Annotated in this window: 14 protein-coding genes; 3 read left to right on the top strand and 11 right to left on the bottom strand. The window is 61.0% G+C overall.

Annotation, left to right across the window (positions count from 1 at the left end):
• The first annotated feature begins 230 nt into the window (after positions 1–230).
• A complete protein-coding gene (locus HP062_RS28610; RefSeq protein ID WP_010462062.1) occupies positions 231–1,547 on the top strand; it encodes a putative porin in 1,317 nt (438 codons plus the stop codon).
• A 133-nt stretch (positions 1,548–1,680) separates the two neighbouring features.
• On the opposite strand, the gene HP062_RS28605 is transcribed toward HP062_RS28610, so the two are convergent.
• The 5 genes from HP062_RS28605 to aceK all read right to left on the bottom strand — a co-directional run bounded on the left by HP062_RS28605 (position 1,681) and on the right by aceK (position 10,004).
• Positions 1,681–1,917, bottom strand: coding sequence for an anti-sigma factor (locus HP062_RS28605; RefSeq protein WP_010462064.1), 237 nt, complete (start codon positions 1,915–1,917; stop codon positions 1,681–1,683).
• Positions 1,911–2,522, bottom strand: coding sequence for an RNA polymerase sigma factor (locus tag HP062_RS28600; RefSeq protein WP_102594233.1), 612 nt, complete (start codon positions 2,520–2,522; stop codon positions 1,911–1,913). The genes HP062_RS28605 and HP062_RS28600 overlap by 7 nt, the downstream gene beginning before the upstream one ends.
• A gap of 153 nt (positions 2,523–2,675) precedes the next feature.
• Complete coding sequence (locus HP062_RS28595) at positions 2,676–3,797, bottom strand: beta-ketoacyl-ACP synthase III (RefSeq protein WP_077749153.1); 1,122 nt, start codon at positions 3,795–3,797, stop codon at positions 2,676–2,678.
• A 344-nt stretch (positions 3,798–4,141) separates the two neighbouring features.
• On the bottom strand, positions 4,142–8,053 hold the full coding sequence (hrpA, locus tag HP062_RS28590) for an ATP-dependent RNA helicase HrpA (protein ID WP_102594232.1): 3,912 nt from the start codon (positions 8,051–8,053) through the stop codon (positions 4,142–4,144).
• A gap of 232 nt (positions 8,054–8,285) precedes the next feature.
• The gene (gene aceK / locus HP062_RS28585; protein WP_010462072.1) at positions 8,286–10,004 is read right to left on the bottom strand and encodes a bifunctional isocitrate dehydrogenase kinase/phosphatase; all 1,719 of its coding nucleotides are present in this window, start codon (positions 10,002–10,004) and stop codon (positions 8,286–8,288) included.
• Between the two features lie 158 nt (positions 10,005–10,162).
• On the opposite strand from aceK, the gene HP062_RS28580 reads away from it, so the two are divergent.
• On the top strand, positions 10,163–11,071 hold the full coding sequence (locus HP062_RS28580) for a DMT family transporter (protein WP_010462074.1): 909 nt from the start codon (positions 10,163–10,165) through the stop codon (positions 11,069–11,071).
• A gap of 108 nt (positions 11,072–11,179) precedes the next feature.
• Here HP062_RS28580 and HP062_RS28575 read toward each other — a convergent pair whose 3' ends face one another.
• The 6 genes from HP062_RS28575 to HP062_RS28550 form a co-directional block, all read right to left on the bottom strand.
• Complete coding sequence (locus HP062_RS28575) at positions 11,180–12,760, bottom strand: aldehyde dehydrogenase (NADP(+)) (RefSeq protein ID WP_172792403.1); 1,581 nt, start codon at positions 12,758–12,760, stop codon at positions 11,180–11,182.
• Between the two features lie 42 nt (positions 12,761–12,802).
• Positions 12,803–13,798, bottom strand: coding sequence for an AraD1 family protein (gene araD1 / locus HP062_RS28570; protein ID WP_172792402.1), 996 nt, complete (start codon positions 13,796–13,798; stop codon positions 12,803–12,805).
• A gap of 28 nt (positions 13,799–13,826) precedes the next feature.
• On the bottom strand, positions 13,827–15,002 hold the full coding sequence (locus HP062_RS28565) for an L-rhamnonate dehydratase (RefSeq protein ID WP_010462080.1): 1,176 nt from the start codon (positions 15,000–15,002) through the stop codon (positions 13,827–13,829).
• Between the two features lie 313 nt (positions 15,003–15,315).
• A complete protein-coding gene (locus HP062_RS28560; protein WP_102595481.1) occupies positions 15,316–16,320 on the bottom strand; it encodes a 4-hydroxythreonine-4-phosphate dehydrogenase PdxA in 1,005 nt (334 codons plus the stop codon).
• The gene (locus HP062_RS28555; protein WP_172792401.1) at positions 16,317–17,288 is read right to left on the bottom strand and encodes an amidohydrolase; all 972 of its coding nucleotides are present in this window, start codon (positions 17,286–17,288) and stop codon (positions 16,317–16,319) included. The genes HP062_RS28560 and HP062_RS28555 overlap by 4 nt, the downstream gene beginning before the upstream one ends.
• Entirely contained in the window at positions 17,281–18,621 is a 1,341-nt protein-coding gene (locus HP062_RS28550; RefSeq protein ID WP_010462087.1) for an MFS transporter, read from the bottom strand. The genes HP062_RS28555 and HP062_RS28550 overlap by 8 nt, the downstream gene beginning before the upstream one ends.
• Before the next feature lie 377 nt (positions 18,622–18,998).
• On the opposite strand from HP062_RS28550, the gene HP062_RS28545 reads away from it, so the two are divergent.
• Entirely contained in the window at positions 18,999–20,015 is a 1,017-nt protein-coding gene (locus HP062_RS28545) for a tripartite tricarboxylate transporter substrate binding protein (RefSeq protein ID WP_172792400.1), read from the top strand.
• Positions 20,016–20,040: the final 25 nt, after the last annotated feature.

Genomic DNA, 20,040 nt, shown 5'->3' with positions numbered 1-20,040 from the left:
GCCATTACACATCCGTCAAAACCGCCTGACAGGGTTCTGGATCAAAAGTTCATACGGTCTTTGTATCGTCATCGAGACGCCATCACTTTGCCACCGCTCTGTAATAAACCATCGCGATACTGGCGCCAGTTTTTAGAGCGTCGGGTTCTACCCGGCCACTGTTTCCGTCCCTCAACGGTCGGTTGTGTCCCGGATGGCTCAGTCATCCCCTTACATCTTCGGAGATTGATATGCGTCTTGCTTCCACGAAAACTGCGGCGGCCCTGTGTGGCGGTCTGCTGCTGGCCATGAGTGTTCCGGCCAGTGCCGCAGTCGACGCCAAACTGCTCGACATGCTTAAGGCAAACGGCTCGATTACCAATGCGCAATACAGCGAACTGCAAGCCGAGCTGGCCAGGGATCAAAAAGATCAGCAAATCGCCCGTCAGGCTCAGCAAGAGACCAACGAGCAGATCGCGGCCACCGCGAAGAAAACCAATGAGCTGAGCACCTTCGACCAGAAACTGGCCTGGGCTGCCAAGACCCAATTCAAGGGCGACGTGCGTTTCCGTCAGGAAACGGTCAAGAACGATGGTGTCTCGAACAACCGGGACCAGGACCGTCAGCGCGTTCGTGCCCGTCTGGGTGCCTATACCGAAATCAACCCGCAAGTCGACACCGGTATCCGTATCGCCACCGGCAACAACGACGACGCGCGCTCCACCAACCAGAGCCTGGACAACTACTTCGACAAGAAGTCGATCTGGCTGGACCAGGGTTACGTCGACTACCACCCGGACGCGATCAAGAACCTGCACATCGTTGGCGGCAAGATGCCACAGCAATGGGTGAGCATGGGCGACATCATCTGGGATAGCGACATCAGCCCTGAAGGTCTGTCCGTGTCGTATAAATACCCGCTGGGCGCCAGCACCGAGGTGTTCGGTAGCGCCGGCCACTACACCCTCAAGGACAACGTCGACGGCGACGGCGTGCAGTTCAAGCACGACTTGCGTCTGTACGCCGGCCAGTTGGGCGCGCGCTTCGCCCTCACCGACAACCTGAAACTGACTCTGGGTGGCAGCGTCTACGGCTACGACAACGACGACGACATCACCGCCGGCGGCACCAGCATCCCGTCCGTACTGGCCACCAACGGCAACACCCCGAACGAGCAGTTCAAACTGTACGAAGGCTTTGGTCAGATCGACATCACCGGCCTGCCACTGCCGCTCTCGCTGTACGGTCAGTACGTCAACAACAAAGACGCCAGCAACGATCAGGATTCTGCCTGGCTGGCCGGTGTAAAGACCAAGTTCTATGGCTTCGCCGTGGACTACAACTACCGCGACGTGCAGCGTAACGCCGTGGTCGGCGCCTTCACCGACTCCGACTTCGCCAACGGTTTCACCGGTTCGCGTGGCAGCAAGTTGAAAGTGAGTTACGAGCTGGACAAGAACTTCGCCCTGGGTGCGACGTACTTCATGGCTAACTCTGACTACACCAACGCCAACCTCAAGGATTCGGACATCAACACTCTGCAACTGGACGCCGAAGCCAAGTTCTAAGCAGTACCGCTCCACGCCTCAGGTCATGGACGCTTGAGGCGCTTTACAGTCTGGCGTGGATGGATCGATCCCCATCATCCGTTCGATGCATCCACGCCGGCCTGCTTCTGTTCCCTGCGATAACGCCACGACTTTACGGAATGTCCTTGCGACGCTCCGCAGCGAGACGTTCGGCGAGTGCATCGACCTCCGGCACAGCCTCCTCCGGCAAGACGCGCAGCGTCTGCTGCATCAAACGCATCTGACGAATGAACCGCCGGCAATTGGGGCAGAACATTAAATGATGCCGCACCAGCAACTTCTCCCGAAAGCTCAACTGGCCATCGAGATAATCACTGGCACGTGCCACTTGCTCCTTACAGGTCAGCATTCGCCGGTTTCCTCAAAATGCTCCACGGTCGCAAAGACCTTCAACCGTGCCCGATGCAGCAGCACGCGAACATTGGAGAGCGAGATGTCCAGAAGATTACAGATGTCTTCCAGTTCCAGGCCCTGACGCTCGCGCAACAGCAAGACGCTGCTTTGCAGTTCCGACAGGCTGAGCAACGTGTGTTCGAGGCACTCGCGCAACTCGCGTTCGGTGAGCAACGCCTCCGGGGTGTCCTGGTGCCAGGCGAACGGTGCCACCAGCCAGTGGCCATCAGCGGACGAAAAACGATCATCATCGATCGTGCCATGGGGCGATGGAAGGTCATCAAGCAGCACCTCGCGACGGTTCTGCTTGTAACGGCCCTTCGCCGCATTGGCGGTGATGGTCAGCAACCAGGTCTTGAGGCTCGAACGCGCCTCGAACTTGCTCAGGTTGCGCACGACCGACAGCCACGCATCCTGCACCACTTCGTCAGCATGCCGGTTGCCGACGATCGCATAAGCGACTGCACGCATCGGGCTCTGGTAAGTGCTGACCAACTCTTTGAAGGCTTGTTGTTCACCTGCCAGCAATCGTTGCAGCAGTTGCGCGTCGTCAGCCGCCATTCACAAACCCCTTGTCCTGACCTCGAAAAATGAGTCAGCAGGGCGTCGCCGTCGGCAACGTCCTGCTGTCATTTCCGAAAACTACAGCGTCCCGACTGCTTCGGCTGTAGGAAAAACCACCGCAAATCAACGGAAATAGCGACAGCCTTCCCCTCAACGCTTGCGCAACAGCACGCTACCAATCGAGTAACCCGCGCCGAACGAGCTGAGCACGGCCAGGGAACCGGCGGGCAGATCATCCTGATGCTTGTGAAAGGAAATCACCGACCCGGCGGAGCTGGTGTTGGCGTAGGTGTCGAGAATCACCGGGGCTTCTTCTTCGGTGGCTTCACGGCCCAGCAGCTTCTTCACGATCAGGTGGTTCATGCTGAGGTTGGCCTGGTGCAACCAGAAACGTTTCACGTCACTGACGTTGAGCTTGTTCTCTTCCAGGTGCGTAGCGATCAGCTCGGCCACCATCGGGCAGACGTCGCGGAACACCTTGCGGCCTTCCTGCACGAACAATTTGTCCTTGGCTCCGATGCCCTCTTCCGCCGCGCGGTTGAGGAAGCCGAAGTTGTTGCGAATATTGTTGGAGAACTTGGTCAGCAGTTTGGTGCTGACGATGTCGAACTGGTACGGGGAGGTCGCCAGGTCGGCACGCTCAATGATCACCGCCGTCGCCGCGTCGCCAAAAATGAAGTGGCTGTCACGGTCGCGGAAGTTCAAGTGACCGGTGCAAACTTCCGGGTTGACCATCAGGATTGCCCGGGCCTGGCCCAGTTGCACGCTGTTGGCGGCCGCCTGGATGCCGAAGGTCGCCGAGGAGCAAGCCACGTTCATGTCGAAACCAAAGCCCTGGATACCCAGCGCTTCCTGGACTTCGATGGCGATGGCCGGGTAGGCGCGCTGCAGGTTGGAGCACGCCACAATGACGCCGTCGATGTCGGCGGCGGTCTTGCCGGCACGCTGCAAGGCTTGTTCGGCTGCGCCGATGGCCATCTGGCAAAGCACCGACCATTCGTCGTTGGAACGCTCAGGCAGACGCGGCGCCATGCGTTGCGGGTCGAGGATGCCATCCTTGTCCATCACAAAGCGGCTTTTGATACCGGAAGCTTTTTCGATAAACGCAGCGCTGGATTCGGTCAACGCTTCGACTTCGCCACGAGCGATGGCGTCGGCGTTATCGGCGTTGAATTGCGCGACGTAAGCGTTGAAAGACTGCACCAGCTCTTCATTGGAGATGCTGTTGGCCGGGGTGTACAGGCCGGTGCCGCTGATGACGACGTTATGCATGGTCGTTTCTCTAATCTGTTCAGGCAGAAAGCGTTGGCACCGACGTACCAACACACAAAGGGTCTGTTCCCGTCACGGAAAGCACACCTGGCATCGCTTTATTCCGTACCGCCCGAACCTTGAGAGGCTCAAAACTGCGGGACCGGCGTTTATAGGCGCGAAGTTTGCCATAAACATTGGGTTTTGGCGCCATTTTGCTCGATGACTCCCACCTGCCAGGCAATACAAAAACCTGTGGGAGCGAGCCTGCTCGTGATGGGGCCATCACCTCCAACATCTATGTCGACTGTGATGCCGCCAGCGCGAGCAGGCTCGCTCCCACAGGTATTGCACAAGTCTCGGGGTCAGGGTTCGACCTGGGTCCATTGCTTGTTCAGGCGCTTGTCGGAGATCGGCACTTTGGTCCCCAGTTGCTGGGCGAACAGCGAAACCCGGTATTCCTCCAGCCACCAGCGATAGAGCTCCAGTTGCGGATCGCGCTTGCCTTCCTGGGCGTGTTTGTTGGCGCGGGTCTGGTATTGGGTCCAGAGACCGGACAGTTCGCCACTCCAGACCCGATCCCTCTGCACCTGTGCGCCAATCTTCTCGAAGCGTTGCTCGACAGCCTTCAGGTAACGCGGCAATTCCTTGAGCCACTGCATCGGCGTCTCCCGGACAAACCCCGGATACACCAGATGACTGAGCTGCTGCTTGATGTCGTTCAGGGCCACGGCTTGCGCCAGATCAATCTTGCCCTTGAAGCGTTTTTGCAGGCCGTGCCAGTGCTTGAGAATCTCCAGCGTCAACTTGGCCAGGCGCTCGGCGTGCTCGGTCCAGCCACCGCGCTTGCGCTCGGCCAACGAGGCCAGCCCGGCGCCATCCCGTGGCAACGGGTCTTCGCCCTCAAGAATGCAACTGTCGAGGCTGGCCAGCAGAATGTCTTCCACCAGCGCATCAATGCGCCCCAGTTCACGGTACATCAGCCCCAGCTCGGTCAGCCCCGGCAGCTTGCCGCGCAGGAACTTCGCCGGCTCGGCCAACTGCTGCATCAGCAATCGCTGCAAGGCGCGGCGATGCTGGAACTCGGCCTCGGCGGGGGTCGAAAAACGCCCTTCCTTGACTGTCCCGCTCTCTTCCACCAGCGCCGGATACACCGTCATCGACAACCCGGCGATCTTCTGCTGGGTTTTCTCGGCGACGGCGGCAAAGACTTTCGGTTCCACCGGCTGTTGGTTTTTCGCGGTTTGCGGCACGGCCAACGCGGCTTGGCTGGCTTCGGCAAAGCGTGCGGTCAACTCGGCCAGATCTCGCCCTTCGCCGAGGAACTTGCCCTGGCCGTCGACGATTTCCAGGTTCATCCGCAGATGACTGTCGACTTGCTGTGAAGCTTCCGCCCACGCCTCATCGCTGACCCGCGCGCCCGTCATGCGCAGCAGCTCGCGGCCCAACGCCTGCGGCAACGAGCCCTCGGCGAAGGTCATGCGCTGTAACGCGGCTTTGACGAAGTCCGGCACCGGCACGAAATTCTTGCGCAGGGCCTTGGGCAGGTTGCGCACCAGCGCGATGCACTTGGCCTCGATCACGCCCGGCACCAGCCATTCCAGACGTTCCGGCGGCAACATCGGCAACAGCGGCGCCGGCACACGCAGGGTCACGCCATCGCGGGGGTGGTTCGGTTCGAAGTGGTAACTCAGGGCCAGTTCCAGATCGCCGATGTGCAAGGTGTCCGGGTAATGCAGGGCGGTGACTTCGCTGGCCTCACGGGCCAGAACGTCTTCTTCGCGCATGATCAGCAGCTGCGGGTCTTTCTGGCTGTTGACCCGGTACCAGCTGTCGAACGTTGCGGTCTGGTGGATCTCCGCCGGCAATCGCGCATCGTAGAAAGCGAACAGGGTTTCTTCGTCAGCGAGAATGTCGCGACGCCGAGCCTTGGCTTCCAGTTCGTCGAGTTGTTCCAGCAGTTGCGCATTGGCCGTCAGGCACTTGGCCTTGGATTGAATCTCGCCGCGTACCAGGCCTTCGCGAATGAAGAACTCACGAGAAACGACGGGATCGATCGGCCCGTAATGCACCGGCCGACGACCCACCACGATCAGCCCGAACAGCGTGATCTGCTCGAAGGCCACGACCTGGCCGCGCTTTTTCTCCCAGTGCGGTTCGAAGTGGTTTTTCTTGATCAGGTGCCCGGCCAGCGGCTCGATCCAGTCCGAGTCGATCTTGGCCACCATCCGCGCATAGAGCTTGGTGGTTTCCACCAGTTCGGCGGTCATCAGCCATTGCGGGCGCTTCTTGCCCAACCCGGAGGACGGGTGAATCCAGAAACGCCGCTGACGGGCGCCGAGGTAATCGCCCTCATCGGTTTTCTGGCCGATCTGGCTGAGCAGGCCCGAGAGCACGGCTTTGTGCAGCTTCGGGTAATCCGCCGGCTCTTTGTTCAGGCTCAACTGCATGTCGCGGCAGATCAGGCTCAACTGACGGTGCGAGTCGCGCCATTCGCGCAGACGCAGGTAATTCAGGAAGTTCTTGCGGCACCAATTGCGCAGCGGGCTGGCGGTCAGGGCCTGACGCTGTTCTTCAAAACCACGCCACAGATTGACCAGCCCGGCGAAATCCGAGTCCACGTCCTTCCACTGTGCGTGGGCCTGATCCGCCGCTTGCTGGCGCTCCGGCGGACGCTCGCGCGGGTCCTGGATCGACATGGCGCTGGCGACGATCAACACTTCCTGCAAGCTGCCGAGTTTTGCCGCTTCCAGCAGCATGCGGCCCATGCGCGGATCCACCGGCAGGCGCGCCAACTGGCGGCCGAGCGGGGTCAGCTGGCTGTTGCGGTCCACGGCCGAGAGTTCTTGCAGCAGGTTGAAACCGTCGCTGATCGCCTTGCCATCCGGCGGTTCGATAAACGGGAAGTCGGTGATCTCGCCGAGACGCAAGTGCAGCATCTGCAAAATCACGGCGGCGAGGTTGGTGCGCAGAATTTCCGGGTCGGTAAATTCAGGGCGACCGATGAAGTCGTCTTCGCCATAAAGTCGAATGCAAATACCCGGCTCGACCCGACCGCATCGACCTTTACGCTGGTTGGCGCTGGCCTGGGAAATGGCTTCGATGGGCAGACGCTGAACCTTGGCGCGATAGCTGTAACGGCTGATGCGCGCGGTGCCGCTGTCGATCACGTAACGGATGCCCGGCACCGTCAGCGAAGTTTCCGCGACGTTGGTCGCCAGCACCACGCGACGGCCAGGGTGCGACTGGAAAATCCGCTGCTGTTCGGCCGGCGACAAGCGCGCGTACAGCGGCAGAATCTCGGTGTGCTTGAGCTGGGCCTTGCGCAGCATGTCGGCGGCGTCGCGAATCTCGCGCTCGCCGGGCAGGAACACCAACACGTCGCCGGGGCTCTTGCGCTCGCTACGTTCGAACGCGGCAATTTCGTCGAGGGTGGCGAGGATCGCCTGATCCACGGTCAAGTCGTCCTCGACGCGGTTGCCCTCCTCGTCCTGCTCAAGCGTCAGCGGGCGATACCAGGTTTCAACCGGGAAAGTCCGGCCCGAAACTTCAACGATGGGTGCGTCATCGAAATGCCTGGAGAAGCGTTCCAGGTCGATGGTCGCCGAGGTGATGATGACTTTCAGGTCCGGGCGACGCGGCAGCAGGGTTTTCAGGTAACCGAGCAGGAAGTCGATGTTGAGGCTGCGTTCGTGGGCTTCGTCGACGATGATCGTGTCGTAGCGTTCGAGGTAACGGTCGTTCTGGGTTTCCGCCAGCAGGATGCCGTCGGTCATCAATTTGATCAGGGTGTTGGAGTCGCTCTGATCCTCGAACCGCACCTGATAGCCGACCAGCGCGCCCAATGGCGTCGCCAGTTCTTCGGCAACCCGGCTGGCCACGCTGCGCGCAGCGATTCGACGCGGTTGGGTGTGGCCGATCAAGCCATGCTGGCCGCGGCCGATTTCCAGGCAGATCTTCGGCAACTGGGTGGTTTTACCCGAGCCGGTTTCGCCGGCGATGATCAGCACCTGATGCTTGAGCAGCGCTTCCTTGATTTCGTCGCGCTTGGCGGCGATCGGCAAACTGTCGTCGTAACGAATCACCGGCAGGCTGGCACGCCGCGCCAGCACCTGGTCACAGGACGCCTGCATGCGCGTCACCCACTGGGCCAGCTTGGCCTCGTCAGGTTTCTTGCGCAGCTCAAGCAACTGCCGCCGCAGCCGGTGGCGGTCGGCGAGCATGGCGTGATCGAGGTTTTTCAGCAGTTTGTCGATGGAAGGCGATTCGTCAGTCATCAGGTACGCAAAAGTCGTCTAGTGGCGCAGGGGCCGGATTGTCGCAGATTTGGGGGCTCGGCGACGAATTCAACCTGCCTTTGTGGTGAGGGAGCTTGCTCCCGCTCGGCTGCGCGGCAGTCGTAATCCGGTCATCGCGGTGTATCTGAAACACGACGGTGGATGGTTTTGGGGTCGCTTCGCGACCCAGCGGGAGCAAGCTCCCTCGCCACAGGGGTGTTCACTCAGGGGTTTATTCGTTATCCAGGCCTTTGCGGCGATACGGGAATACGTCGATGATTTTGCCGGCACGAATGGCTTCCTGCAGGCTTTTCCAGTAATCGGCGTTGTATAGCTCGCCATGCAACTGGTCAAACAGCTTCCTTTGCCCGGAATCGGCAAACAGGAACGGCGGAAACTCCTCGGGAAACACATCCAGCGGCCCGATCGAATACCACGGCTCGGAGGCCATCTCGTCTTCCGGCGTACGCGGTTGCGGGATGTGGCGGAAGTTGGCTTCGGTCAGGAAGCAAATCTCGTCATAGTCATAAAACACCACGCGACCGTGCCGGGTGACGCCGAAGTTCTTCAACAGCATGTCGCCGGGAAAGATGTTCGCCGCCGCCAGTTGCTTGATCGCCAGCCCGTAATCTTCCAGGGCCTCGTGGACCTGCGCCTCGTTGGCGTTTTCCAGGTACAGGTTCAGCGGCGTCATCCGCCGCTCGGTCCAGCAGTGACGGATCAGCACGGTGTCGCCTTCCACCGACACCGTGGACGCCGCCACCTCAAGCAGCTCTTCCAGGCACGCCGGGTCGAACTTGCTCAATGGGAAGCGAAAATCGGCGAACTCCTGGGTATCGGCCATGCGTCCGACGCGGTCGACGCTTTTCACCAAACGGTATTTTTCGATCACCGTGGCACGGTCGACGTTTTTCGACGGCGAGAAACGGTCCTTGATGATTTTGAACACGGTGTTGAAACCCGGCAGGGTAAACACGCTCATCACCATGCCTCGCACGCCGGGGGCCATGATGAATTGGTCGTCGGTGTTGGCCAGGTGATTGATCAGCGCCCGATAGAACTCGGACTTGCCGTGTTTGTAGAAGCCGATGGAGGTGTACAACTCGGCGACGTGCTTGCCCGGCAGGATGCGCTTGAGGAAGCCGATGAACTCCGCCGGCACCGGCACATCCACCATGAAATACGAACGGGTGAACGAAAAAATGATCGACACATCGGCTTCGTCGGTAATCAGCGCATCGATCTGAATCCCGCGGCCTTCACGGTGCAGCAGCGGAATCACCAGCGGCCATTGTTCGTCCCGGGTATAGATGCGCCCCACCAGGTACGCGCCTTTGTTGCGGTAGAGCACCGAGGAAAACAGCTCGACGCTCAGTTCAGGGTCCTTGCACACCCAATCCGGCAGGTTCTCACGCAGTTGGGCTTCGAGGCGGTGCAGGTCGCCGGCCAGGTCGGCGTAATCCTCGCTGAAGCTGTAATCGGCAAAAATGCTCGCGAGCATGCCGGACAACTGGCCCTGGGGCTTATAGGTTCGGGTTTGCGCGGCGCGGGCCCGGCGCAGGCTGGGCCGGGTGGTGTGGATAAACATGCAGCCGTCGCTGATCAGGTCATGGCTGAACAGCCCGCAGAAAATCGAGTTGTACCAGGTCTCGGACAGTTCATCGTCGAAACGCAGGTCGATCAGCGTGATGTAAGCGCTTTTGACCAGAGGCCAGCAACTGACGTCCAGTGTGTCGCTGTCAAACGCGACGCGCAGCCGTTCCACGGTTTCGCTGACTTTTTCTTCGTACAGATTGATCCGCGCGGCCGAGGCAATTTGCGCCTCCTGCCACTGGGCCTGCTCGAAGCGGGCCCGGGCGCCGTCGGTGATCTGGCGGAAATGCTCGCGGTAATCGTCAAAGCCATCGAGGATCATTCGGGCGATGTCGGCGGCTGGCCATTGCTGCGGCATGGGTGAGACCTCTGCGGGAATTCGTGAGCCCTGAGCTTAGCCAGTGAACCGGGTGCAGGAGAAGCGTAATTTTCGGCTCGAGTTAAATGCTCGTTTTTCGGTTGCCATGGATAAGGCGCTCGGCAACACTCTCGTCCCCATCAAGGAAGGAGTGCACCGTGAGTCCTGTCGATATTTTCCGATTGCTGTCGCTGGCCGCGATCTGGGGCGCGAGCTTTCTGTTCATGCGCATTATCGCCCCGGTGATTGGCACAATCCCCACGGCCTTTTTCCGAGTGTCGATTGCCGCCGTCGGCTTGCTGGTGATTCTCGGCCTGATGCGCATCAGCTGGGACTTCAAAGGCAAACTCAAGACGGTGATGCTGCTCGGGGTGATCAACTCCGGGATTCCGGCGACCCTCTATTCCGTGGCCGCCCAAGTGCTGCCGGCCGGTTACTCAGCGATCTTCAACGCCACCACGCCGCTGATGGGCGTGTTGATCGGCGGCCTGTTCTTCCATGAAAAACTCACCGCGGCCAAGCTTGGCGGGGTGTTCCTCGGGCTGTTTGGCGTAGGCGTGCTGACCCGTGCCGGTCCGGTGGCGTTCGACATGGAATTGTTGATGGGCGCCGCCGCCTGCCTGCTCGCCACCACCTGTTATGGCTTTGCCGGGTTCCTGGCCCGCCGCTGGCTTGACCACGCCGGCGGTCTCGACAGCCGTCTTTCAGCGCTGGGCAGCATGCTCGGGGCGACGCTGTTCCTGTTGCCGTTGTTCGGCTACAGCGTAATCAGCCAGCCACCGGCAAGCTGGGGCGGCTGGAACGTCTGGTTGTCGTTGCTTGGATTGGGACTGATGTGTACCGCCCTGGCGTACATCATTTACTTCCGCCTGCTCAGCTCGATCGGGCCGGTGAGGTCGATGACCACGACCTTCCTGATCCCGCCGTTCGGGGTGTTGTGGGGAGCGCTGTTGCTGGATGAGCCGTTGTCGATGGCGCATATCTATGGCGGGGTGTTGATTGCTGCGGCGTTGTGGCTGGTGTTGAAGCCGGCGGTGGTGAAAGTGGCTGAGGTGACTGCCAAGTAGTTTGGCGGTGTGGCTGATGACGCTTCGCGAGCAGGCTCGCTCCCACAGGATTTTGTGTTCACCGCAAATCCAATGTGGGAGCGAGCCTGCTCGTGAAGGCGGTAGAGACTACAACGCTGCCTGACTCACCTCCCCATCCACCAACCGCCGAATCCCCAGCGGATTGGCGTTCTGCAACGCCTCGGGCAACAACGCATCCGGGTAATTCTGGAAGCACACCGGCCGCAGGAACCGGTCAATCGCCAAGGTGCCAACCGATGTGCCGCGCGAATCAGACGTCGCCGGATACGGCCCGCCATGCACCATCGCCTCACACACCTCGACCCCGGTCGGGTAGCCATTGAGCAGAATCCGCCCGACCTTTTCCTGCAGCAACTCCGCCAGCCAACGGTACTCCAGCAACTCGTCCGTCTCGCCAATCAGCGTCGCCGTCAATTGCCCGCGCAGACCGTGCAACGCTGCCGCCAGCTGCGCCCGGCCCTCAAGCTCGATGACGATGGTGGTCGGTCCGAACACCTCCTCCTGAAGCAGCTCGTCGCCCTTGAGCAACAGACTGACGTCAGCCTTGAACACCTGCGGTTGTGCCTGATTGCCCTGTTGCGGCTTGCCCGCCAAGTGCGTCAGCCCCGGATGTTCGTGCAACTCGCCAAGGCCTCGGCTGTAACTGACCAGCGCGCCGGCATTGAGCATGGTCTGGGCCGGTTGCTGGTTCATGCTGGCGCAAAACGTTTCCAGGAACTGGCTGAACTGCGGCGAACGCAAACCGATGACCAGGCCCGGGTTGGTGCAGAACTGCCCGCAGCCCAGGGTCACCGACCCGGCCAGTTGCGCAGCGATTTGCTCACCGCGAACCTTGAGCGCTTCGGGCAGCAGGAACACCGGGTTGATGCTCGACATTTCGGCAAACACCGGAATCGGCTGTGGCCGGGTCGCGGCCATGTGGCTCAAGGCATTGCCGCCCTTGAGCGAACCGGTGAAGCCCACCGCCTGAATCGCCGGATGCTTGACCAGCCATTCGCCGACACCCCCGCCGTAGATCATGTTGAAGACGCCGGGCGGCATTTCGGTGCGCTCGGCGGCGCGGATGATTGCGTCCGCGACCCACTCGGCCGTCGCCATGTGCCCGCTGTGCGCCTTGAACACCACCGGGCAGCCGGCGGCCAGCGCCGAAGCGGTATCGCCACCGGCGGTTGAAAATGCCAACGGAAAGTTGCTGGCACCGAACACGGCGACAGGCCCCAGGCCGATGCGGTACTGACGCAGGTCCGGACGTGGCAACGGCTGGCGATCCGGCAGTGCCCGATCAATGCGCGCGCCGTAGAAATCGCCGCGACGCAGGACCTTGGCAAACAAGCGCATCTGGCCGCTGGTGCGCCCGCGCTCACCCTGGATACGCCCGGACGGCAATGCGGTTTCGCGGCACACAGTGGCGACGAAGTCATCGCCCAGGGCATCGATTTCATCGGCGATGGCGTCGAGGAACTGAGCGCGTTTCTCCGCGCTGAGGTTGCGGTAAACCGGGTAGGCAGCGGCCGCAGCGCTGGCTGCGGCGTCCACTTCCGCTTCAGTGGCCTGGAAAAAACGGACCGGCAGCGCTTCGCCCGTCGTGGCATCGAGGCTTTGCAGCTGTTGCGTACCGTTGGCACTGCGGCGACCGCCGATGTAGTTGTGTCCGAGTAGCGTGGTCATGAGTGATCCCTTGACCGGCCGACAACGCCGGTGATTGAAGACTTAAAGCGTGCGCACCTGGCCGATGGCCAACGGTTGGGCACTTTCGCCGATGCCGTTTTCCAGTGGCGCGCCGAACTCATCGAGGCTGATCTGGAAGCGATCGCCCGGCTGGGTTTTTATCCCGTCGGCAAACGACAACGTTGCGGTGCCGAAGTAATGCACGTGGACATCGCCGGGACGCAAAAACTGCGCGTATTTGAAGTGGTGGAATTCGAGGTTGGCGAGGCTGTGGCACATGTTGTCTTCGCCGCTGAGAAACTCCTTTTCCCAGATCGTTTCGCCGTTGCGCTTGATCCGACTGGTGCCTGCAAGGTGCTTGGGCAACTCGCCGACGCGCAGCTCCGGACCGTAGGCGCAGAAGCGCAGTTTCGAATGGGCGAGATACAGGTAATTGCGCCGCTCCATCACATGGTCGGAGAACTCGTTGCCCAAGGCATAACCGACGCGATACGGCTGGCCGTCGTCGCCGATCACGTAGAGGCCGGTCAGCTCGGGTTCCTCGCCGGCGTCTTCGGCAAACGGCGGCACCGGGAAATCCGCGCCGGGGCGCACGACGATGCTGCCATCACCTTTATAGAACCATTCCGGTTGCGCGCCGACCTGCCCGGCCGCCGGTTTACCACCCTCCAGGCCCCATTTGAAAATGCGCATGGTGTCGGTCATGCCGGCTTCGACCGCGCCCTCCTGCTGGTGCATTTTGTCCCGCGCCGAGGCGCTGCCCAAATGGGTCAGGCCGGTGCCGCTGATCAGGCAATGGGCCGGGTCTTCGTGGTCCAGCGGTGGCAGGACTTTGCCCTGCTGCAACAGCTGGGCGTAATCCGGTCCCGGTTCGGTGCCGCGCAGTGCGACTTCTTCTTGCAGGCTGCGTTGGGCACGAATCGCCGCGAGGGCCAGTTCACGGGTGCTACGGGTGCCTTGCAGCACCTCGACCTGCGAGCCCTCAACGAGACCCACCTGGCGTTCACCGGCAGTGTTTTCAAATTGAATCAGGCGCATGACGGCCTCCAGAAAATTGGGATTTGGGTCACTCGATGATGTTGAAGTCGCTCAAGTACTCATCGGAGATTTCCAGGCCCAGGCCGGGCTTGTCATCGTCGAGCTGGATGTAGCCGTTGACCGGTTGCGGTTCGCCCTTGAACACGTAGTAGAAGAGTTCGTTGCCGACCTCGACGTCGAATACCGGGAAGAACTCGGCCATCGGCGAGGCGGTGGTGGACATGGTCAGGTGGTAGTTGTGCATCTGCCCGGCGTGCGGGATCACCGGCACCGACCAGGCTTCGGCCATGGCGTTGATCTTGCGCGCTGCGGTGATACCGCCCACGCGATTGGTGTCGTACTGGATCACGTCGACGGCGCGGCGTTCCAGCAGGTCTTTGAAGCCGTAGGAGGTGAACTCATGCTCGCCGCCGGAGATTGGCATGATCCCCATTTTCTTCAGCTCGATGTAGCCTTCGATGTCGTCGGCAATCACCGGCTCTTCCAGCCAGCGTGGTTCGAATTCAGCAAGTTTGGGCAGCATGCGGCGGGCGTATTCCAGGGTCCAGCCCATGTAGCACTCGAGCATGATGTCGATGTCGGGACCGGCCAGGTTACGCAGGGCACGCACTTGCTCGATGTTCTTGCGCATGCCCGCCGGGCCGTCTTTCGGGCCGTAGCCGAAACGCATTTTCAGCGCGGTGAAGCCCTGGTTCAGATAGCCCTGGGCCTCTTCGAGGAACAGGTCGAGGTTGTCATTGGCGTAGAGCTTGGAGGCGTAGGTCCAGATCTTTTCCTTGGTCCGGCCGCCGAGCAGTTTGAACACCGGTTTGTTCACGGCTTTGCCCATGATGTCCCAGATCGCGATGTCGATCGCCGAGATCGCCGCCATGCCGATGCCTTTGCGGCCCCAGGCGTGGCTCTGGCGGTACATCTTCTGCCAGATGTATTCGTTGTCGAACGGGTCTTCGCCAATCGCAATCGGCGCCAGGTAGGTGTCGATGATTTCCTTGGCCACACGCGGCGCCAGGGCACAGTTACCGATGCCGACGAGGCCGGTATCGGTCTCGACTTCCACCACCAGCCAGCCATGGAACCGGAACGAGCCCATGGCGTCGCCACGTTCGAACAGGATGTCGCTGGCGTTGGTGCAGAAGTGTGCTTGAGGCGGAACGACTTTGCCTTTCCACTCAAAAACGCGGGTACGGATGGCTTTGATTTTCATGAATACAGTTCCTTGCGCTGCCGGCTTTTTGTAGTTGTCGGGTCGCTGCACAAAACCGCGCGGGGGGCGGGTTCCGGCATTCGATGGAGCGACTTTAGCCAGCGCTCGGGGGTGCGGATAATCACTTATGCGTATCCGGCGATAACCTGCGGTGATAGGAAAAACCGAATAGTGAGTAGATAGGGTTATCAGCCACACACAAAACAAATGTGGGAGCGAGCCTGCTCGCGAAAGCGGTAGTGCAGCCACCTTTTTAGTGACTGTCAGACCGCTATCGCGAGCAGGCTCGCTCCCACAGGGGATCAGTGTTGTGTCAGTAGTTGTTGACGCCCATTCGGCAGGCAATTTCGAAGGCCTGGCGGATCGCGCCGACGTTGGCCTTGCCCTGCCCCGCGATGTCGAAGGCGGTGCCATGGGCCGGCGTGGTAATCGGGATCGGCAAGCCACCCTGCACCGTCACGCCTCGGGAGAAGCCCATCAACTTGATCGCGATCTGCCCCTGGTCGTGATACATCGTCACCACCGCGTCAAAGGCACTGGCATCGCCCTGGACCTTGAGGAAAATCGTGTCCGCCGGGTATGGCCCTTCGGCCGCAATCCCCAGCGCCTGGGCCGAACGAACCGCCGGGCCGATGATGTCCAGTTCTTCGCGTCCGAACGAGCCGTTGTCGCCGTTGTGCGGGTTCAGCCCACACACGCCAATGCGCGGTTTTTCCAGGCCGTTGCGCTTGAGCGCGGTGTCGATCAACTGGATCGCTTCCACTACCCGCGTCTGGGTCAGCATGCCTGGCACTTGCGCTAATGCCACGTGGGAGGTCACGCGGGAGGTCCAGAGGTTGTCGAGCACGTTGAATTCACAGAACGGCCCGTGGAAATCCAGCAGCTCGGCGAACCAGTGCAGCTCATCGCTGTGGGCCATCCCGGCCATGTGCAGCGAGGTCTTGTTCAACGGCCCGAACAACACCGCGTCGGTGGTCCCGGCCTCGGTCAGGCGCAGGGCTTGTTCCAGCGTGTCGAGGCTGTAGCGACCGCCGATGACACTGGCTTCACTGCGTGGAAATTCACCGACGGTGTCTCCGCGAAAATCATAGAACAGCGGTGTGTCATCATGAAACTCCAACTGATCCAGCGACTCGACGCGACGGTAAGGAAACTCCGTCCCGGCGATGCGCATGCCGCGACGCATTTCGGCCTCGTCGGCGATCAGGATCACATTGGCCTGGCTGCGCACTTCAGGCTCCGCAAGCAAACGTGCGATCAGTTCCGGGCCGATGCCTGCCGGGTCACCCAGCACCATCGCGATGGTTGTTTTGTTCATGCTTCACTCCTCAAGGGTTCAGGCCATTGGCGGTCAACGGCGCAAGGCTCGCAGCGATAAACCCGCTGCGCGTTGCTGTAGAACAGTCGCTCCTGATCGGCGCTCGGCAGATCAGCAACGATGGATTTGAAACCGCTGTAGATGTCGTCGAACGAGCCGCACAGGCTGTCCACCGGGAAGTTGCTGGCGAACATCGCCCGGTCAGTGCCGAACATGGCGATCACTTCACGCACGATCCAGGCGTTGTCCTTGGCGCGCCATGCCTGCCCCCTCTGGCCAAGGCCGGAAATCTTCACCTGCACGTTTGGCCATTTGGCCAGCCGAGCCATCGCCAGGCGCCAACCGGCCAGGCCTTCGGCGCTGCGGTCATTGGGCAACCCTGCGTGGTTGAGAATCAGCGTAGTGCCGGGAAAGTCCCGAGCCAGCCGTTCGGCTTCGTGCAGGTTCCACCAGGGGGTCTGCAAATCGAAGTGCAACCCCAGCCCTTCGAGGGCGGCAAAACTGCGCCGCCAGTGTTCGTCGCTCATCAGGCTGCGCACATGACCAACCTGCGCCGGTGAAGTCGCTCCACCCGGTTTGTGACGCACGCTGCGCACGCATTTGAAACTCGCTTGTTCGGCCAGTACCGCGAGGGCGTCCGGGTGGTCGAGCCAGGCCTGCGCCACGACCGCATTGGGTACGCCGTAACGGGCCGTCAGACTTTCGATAAAAACGGTTTCGCCAATCGGGTCTTGCGGGTCCCATTCGGTCTCGACGTACACCGTTTGCACCACACGGTGCGGGCCGGCGTCAGCGAAATAGTCCTCAGGAAAATAGCGCCGTTTAATCGCGCTGTAGTCGCCGTAGCGGAACGGGATATTGGCTTCGGGCGCCAGCCACGGATGGTCATTGATCGTTGGGTCCCAGAAGTGATGATGGGCATCGATGATCGGACCGTTCCATGCTTCGCCAGATAATTGTTCAGCCATGGCGCACCTCGTCGAGACTGATGAACAACGTCGCCAGCACAAAGACTGCCGAGCACACGGCAAAGAACCCCAGCACCGGCGCAAAACCTCCGGTCATTTGCACAATGATCCCCACCAGGATCGGCACCGCGATCCCGCCGGTGCTGCCGGCCATGTTCATCACGCCGCCGATCAACCCGACCCGCGCCGGTGCCGCCAGCAATGCCGGGAAGCTCCAGTAGAGGCTGCCCCACATCAGGAAAAACGCGGTCATGGCCAACAACGCCACGGCGGCAAACGGATTGCTCAGCGTCGGCAACAACAGAAAGGCGCCGAGGGCGACCACACCGGAAAACGCCAGCAGGCTCTTGACCGCCACGCCACGGCTGACACCTTTGCGGATCAACCCGTCACAGAGGAAACCACCGGTCAACGAACCCAGGGCCCCGCACACGAAAATCACGAAGGTCGCCGCGCCGATGCCTTTGATATCGAAGCCGCGAGCCTGGGCCAGATAGCTCGGGCCCCAGGTCAGCAAACCGAAATACACCATCGCCCAACTGGCACGGCCGATCAGCAAGCCGCTCAGGGAACGGGCCGCGATGCCCAGGCCTTTGACCGGCACACGGGCGGCTTCGGCAGCCGGCGTCGCGCGCCCGGCGTTGATCTTCTCCAGTTCTTCGGCATTCACTTGCGGGTGAGTGGCCGGGTCATCGCGCAGATAACGCCGGGCCAGCCAGGCCAGCACCAGGGTCGCGATACCGGCAATCACGAACGCCAGGCGCCACGAATCCAGGGATGCAATCAGGTAAGCAATGATCAACCCGCCCAGCGCCACGCCCAACGGGCTGCCGCTGTCCATCAGCACCGCGCCGCGACTGCGTTCGCTCGGCGCCAGCCACAGGGAGATCAGCTTGCCACCGGACGGGAACAACGGCGCTTCGGCGGCCCCGAGTGCAACGCGGGCGAACAGCAATGACAAGCCGCCGGTCGCAAACGCCGCCAACACTTGAAAGGTGCCCCACAACCCGGTGGACCAACTGATGACCCGATGCGGGCCGAAGCGATCGATCAGCCAGCCACCGGGAATCTGCAACAGCGCATACGCCCAGAAGAAGCTGCTGAGGATCAGCCCTTGCATGCTTGGCGACAGGGAAAATTCATGGGCAATGGTCGGCATGGCGATCGACAGCGAGACCCGGTCGATCAGGTTGACCATGGTCAGCGCGAAGACGATCGCGAAGATCCGCCAGCGCACGCTGCTGGCTTTGGTGGTACCGGCCAGGGGTGTGGCCGCGTTGATCGGTTGGGCAGCTGCGCCAGGCAGATGCAGGGAAGCACTGGGACGAGCCATGGTGCGTACCTCGTTTCTTATTGTTGTGAATGCCGTGCGTGACAGGTTCGCCGCGCTGATGAGCACTATCGAAGGCTCGGTGATAACCGTCTAATCAATGATTGAGATACGGCGATAGCCTCGGGTTATGGCATACCGCGCTTTCAGGGGGCTTTCATCGCCGGCCGCCTTGACTGACTTTTCTCTCAAAACGCTCTGGCACACAGTTTCCAGCCCTCGTCACGTATTTGCCCCTGATGACCTATAACCGCAGGCTATCGGTGTATGTATTGTTTTGACTAGACGCCGAAGCGGAGGCTTCCCACACTCAGTCCAGGCTTGCAGCTTTTGAGCACCGACAAGTCATTCATAACAATTACAAAAAACGAGGCCCTTCCATGCGAAATGCATTCGTCCGTCGCACATCCCGTCTGTTTCTTGGCTGCACACTGGTCGCCGCCGGCGCCCTCCCCGCACTCGCCAACGCTGCCTGGCAGCCGGACAAGAACGTCGAAATCCTCGTTGCCGGCGGCCCCGGCGGCGGTACTGACCAGCTCGGTCGGCTGATCCAGTCGATCATCACCACACACAAGTTCCTCGACGTGAATACCATCGTCCTCAACAAGGGCGGCGGCAACGGTGCCGAAGCGTTCCTTGACCTGAAAATGAACAAGGGCGATCCGGAAAAACTGGTGATCGGCACCAACAACATCTACCTGTTGCCGCTGGTTTCCAAGCTTGGCTATCAATGGCAGGAGCTGACTCCCGTGGCGGCCGTTGCAGAGGACGACTTCATTCTCTGGAACTACAAGGATGCCCCCTGGAAAGACGCCAAAGGCTTCTACGAAGCGGCCAAGGTTGATCCGTCGAAACTGCGCATGGGCGGCAGTCAGTCCAAGGATGTCGACCAGACCCTGACCCTGCTGCTGAACCAGACCAACAACAGCAAACTGGTGTACATCCCGTTCAAGAGCGGCAGTGAAGCCGCGACCCAACTGGCCGGCAAACACATCGCCGCCAACGTCAACAACCCCAGCGAAAGCATCAGCCAATGGCGCGGCGACCAGGTCGAACCGCTCTGCGTGTTCAGCAAGGAACGCATGAGCTACACCGAGAAAGTCGCGGGTGATAAATCCTGGGCCGACGTTCCGACCTGCCACGAACAAGGCCTGGGTATCGATCAATACCGCTTCCCGCGCACCGTGTTCATGCCCGGCGACGTCACCGCCGAACAGCGGGCGTTCTATGTCGAGCTGATGCGCAAAGTCACCGAGACTCCAGAGTTCAAGGCCTACGTGAAGCAGAACGCGCTGGTGCCGACGTTCCTCGAAGGCGAGCCGCTGACCGCCTACATTGAGAAAGACACCGCCCGCGTCACCCCGGTGTTCAAAGAAGCCGGCTGGCTGAAAAACTGAGTTGTTCACGGCCGTGTGCGTGCGC

It is taken from the genome of Pseudomonas sp. B14-6 (genome assembly GCF_013260315.1).
In the GTDB taxonomy this organism is placed as follows: domain Bacteria; phylum Pseudomonadota; class Gammaproteobacteria; order Pseudomonadales; family Pseudomonadaceae; genus Aquipseudomonas; species Aquipseudomonas mandelii.
Note: the sequence above shows the minus strand (reverse complement) of the source record. Positions and strands in the feature narration are given on the sequence as shown.

Excerpts from the sequence above, each read along its gene's own strand:
- HP062_RS28560 (WP_102595481.1), bottom strand. The coding sequence starts at position 16,320 with ATGAACAAAACAACCATCGCGATGGTGCTGGGTGACCCGGCAGGCATC.
- HP062_RS28595 (WP_077749153.1), bottom strand. The coding sequence starts at position 3,797 with ATGCATAACGTCGTCATCAGCGGCACCGGCCTGTACACCCCGGCCAAC.
- HP062_RS28565 (WP_010462080.1), bottom strand. The coding sequence starts at position 15,002 with ATGAAAATCAAAGCCATCCGTACCCGCGTTTTTGAGTGGAAAGGCAAA.
- aceK (WP_010462072.1), bottom strand. The coding sequence starts at position 10,004 with ATGCCGCAGCAATGGCCAGCCGCCGACATCGCCCGAATGATCCTCGAT.
- HP062_RS28545 (WP_172792400.1), top strand. The coding sequence starts at position 18,999 with ATGCGAAATGCATTCGTCCGTCGCACATCCCGTCTGTTTCTTGGCTGC.
- HP062_RS28610 (WP_010462062.1), top strand. The coding sequence starts at position 231 with ATGCGTCTTGCTTCCACGAAAACTGCGGCGGCCCTGTGTGGCGGTCTG.
- HP062_RS28550 (WP_010462087.1), bottom strand. The coding sequence starts at position 18,621 with ATGGCTCGTCCCAGTGCTTCCCTGCATCTGCCTGGCGCAGCTGCCCAA.
- HP062_RS28600 (WP_102594233.1), bottom strand. The coding sequence starts at position 2,522 with ATGGCGGCTGACGACGCGCAACTGCTGCAACGATTGCTGGCAGGTGAA.
- hrpA (WP_102594232.1), bottom strand. The coding sequence starts at position 8,053 with ATGACTGACGAATCGCCTTCCATCGACAAACTGCTGAAAAACCTCGAT.
- araD1 (WP_172792402.1), bottom strand. The coding sequence starts at position 13,798 with ATGCGCCTGATTCAATTTGAAAACACTGCCGGTGAACGCCAGGTGGGT.
- HP062_RS28605 (WP_010462064.1), bottom strand. The coding sequence starts at position 1,917 with ATGCTGACCTGTAAGGAGCAAGTGGCACGTGCCAGTGATTATCTCGAT.
- HP062_RS28555 (WP_172792401.1), bottom strand. The coding sequence starts at position 17,288 with ATGGCTGAACAATTATCTGGCGAAGCATGGAACGGTCCGATCATCGAT.
- HP062_RS28575 (WP_172792403.1), bottom strand. The coding sequence starts at position 12,760 with ATGACCACGCTACTCGGACACAACTACATCGGCGGTCGCCGCAGTGCC.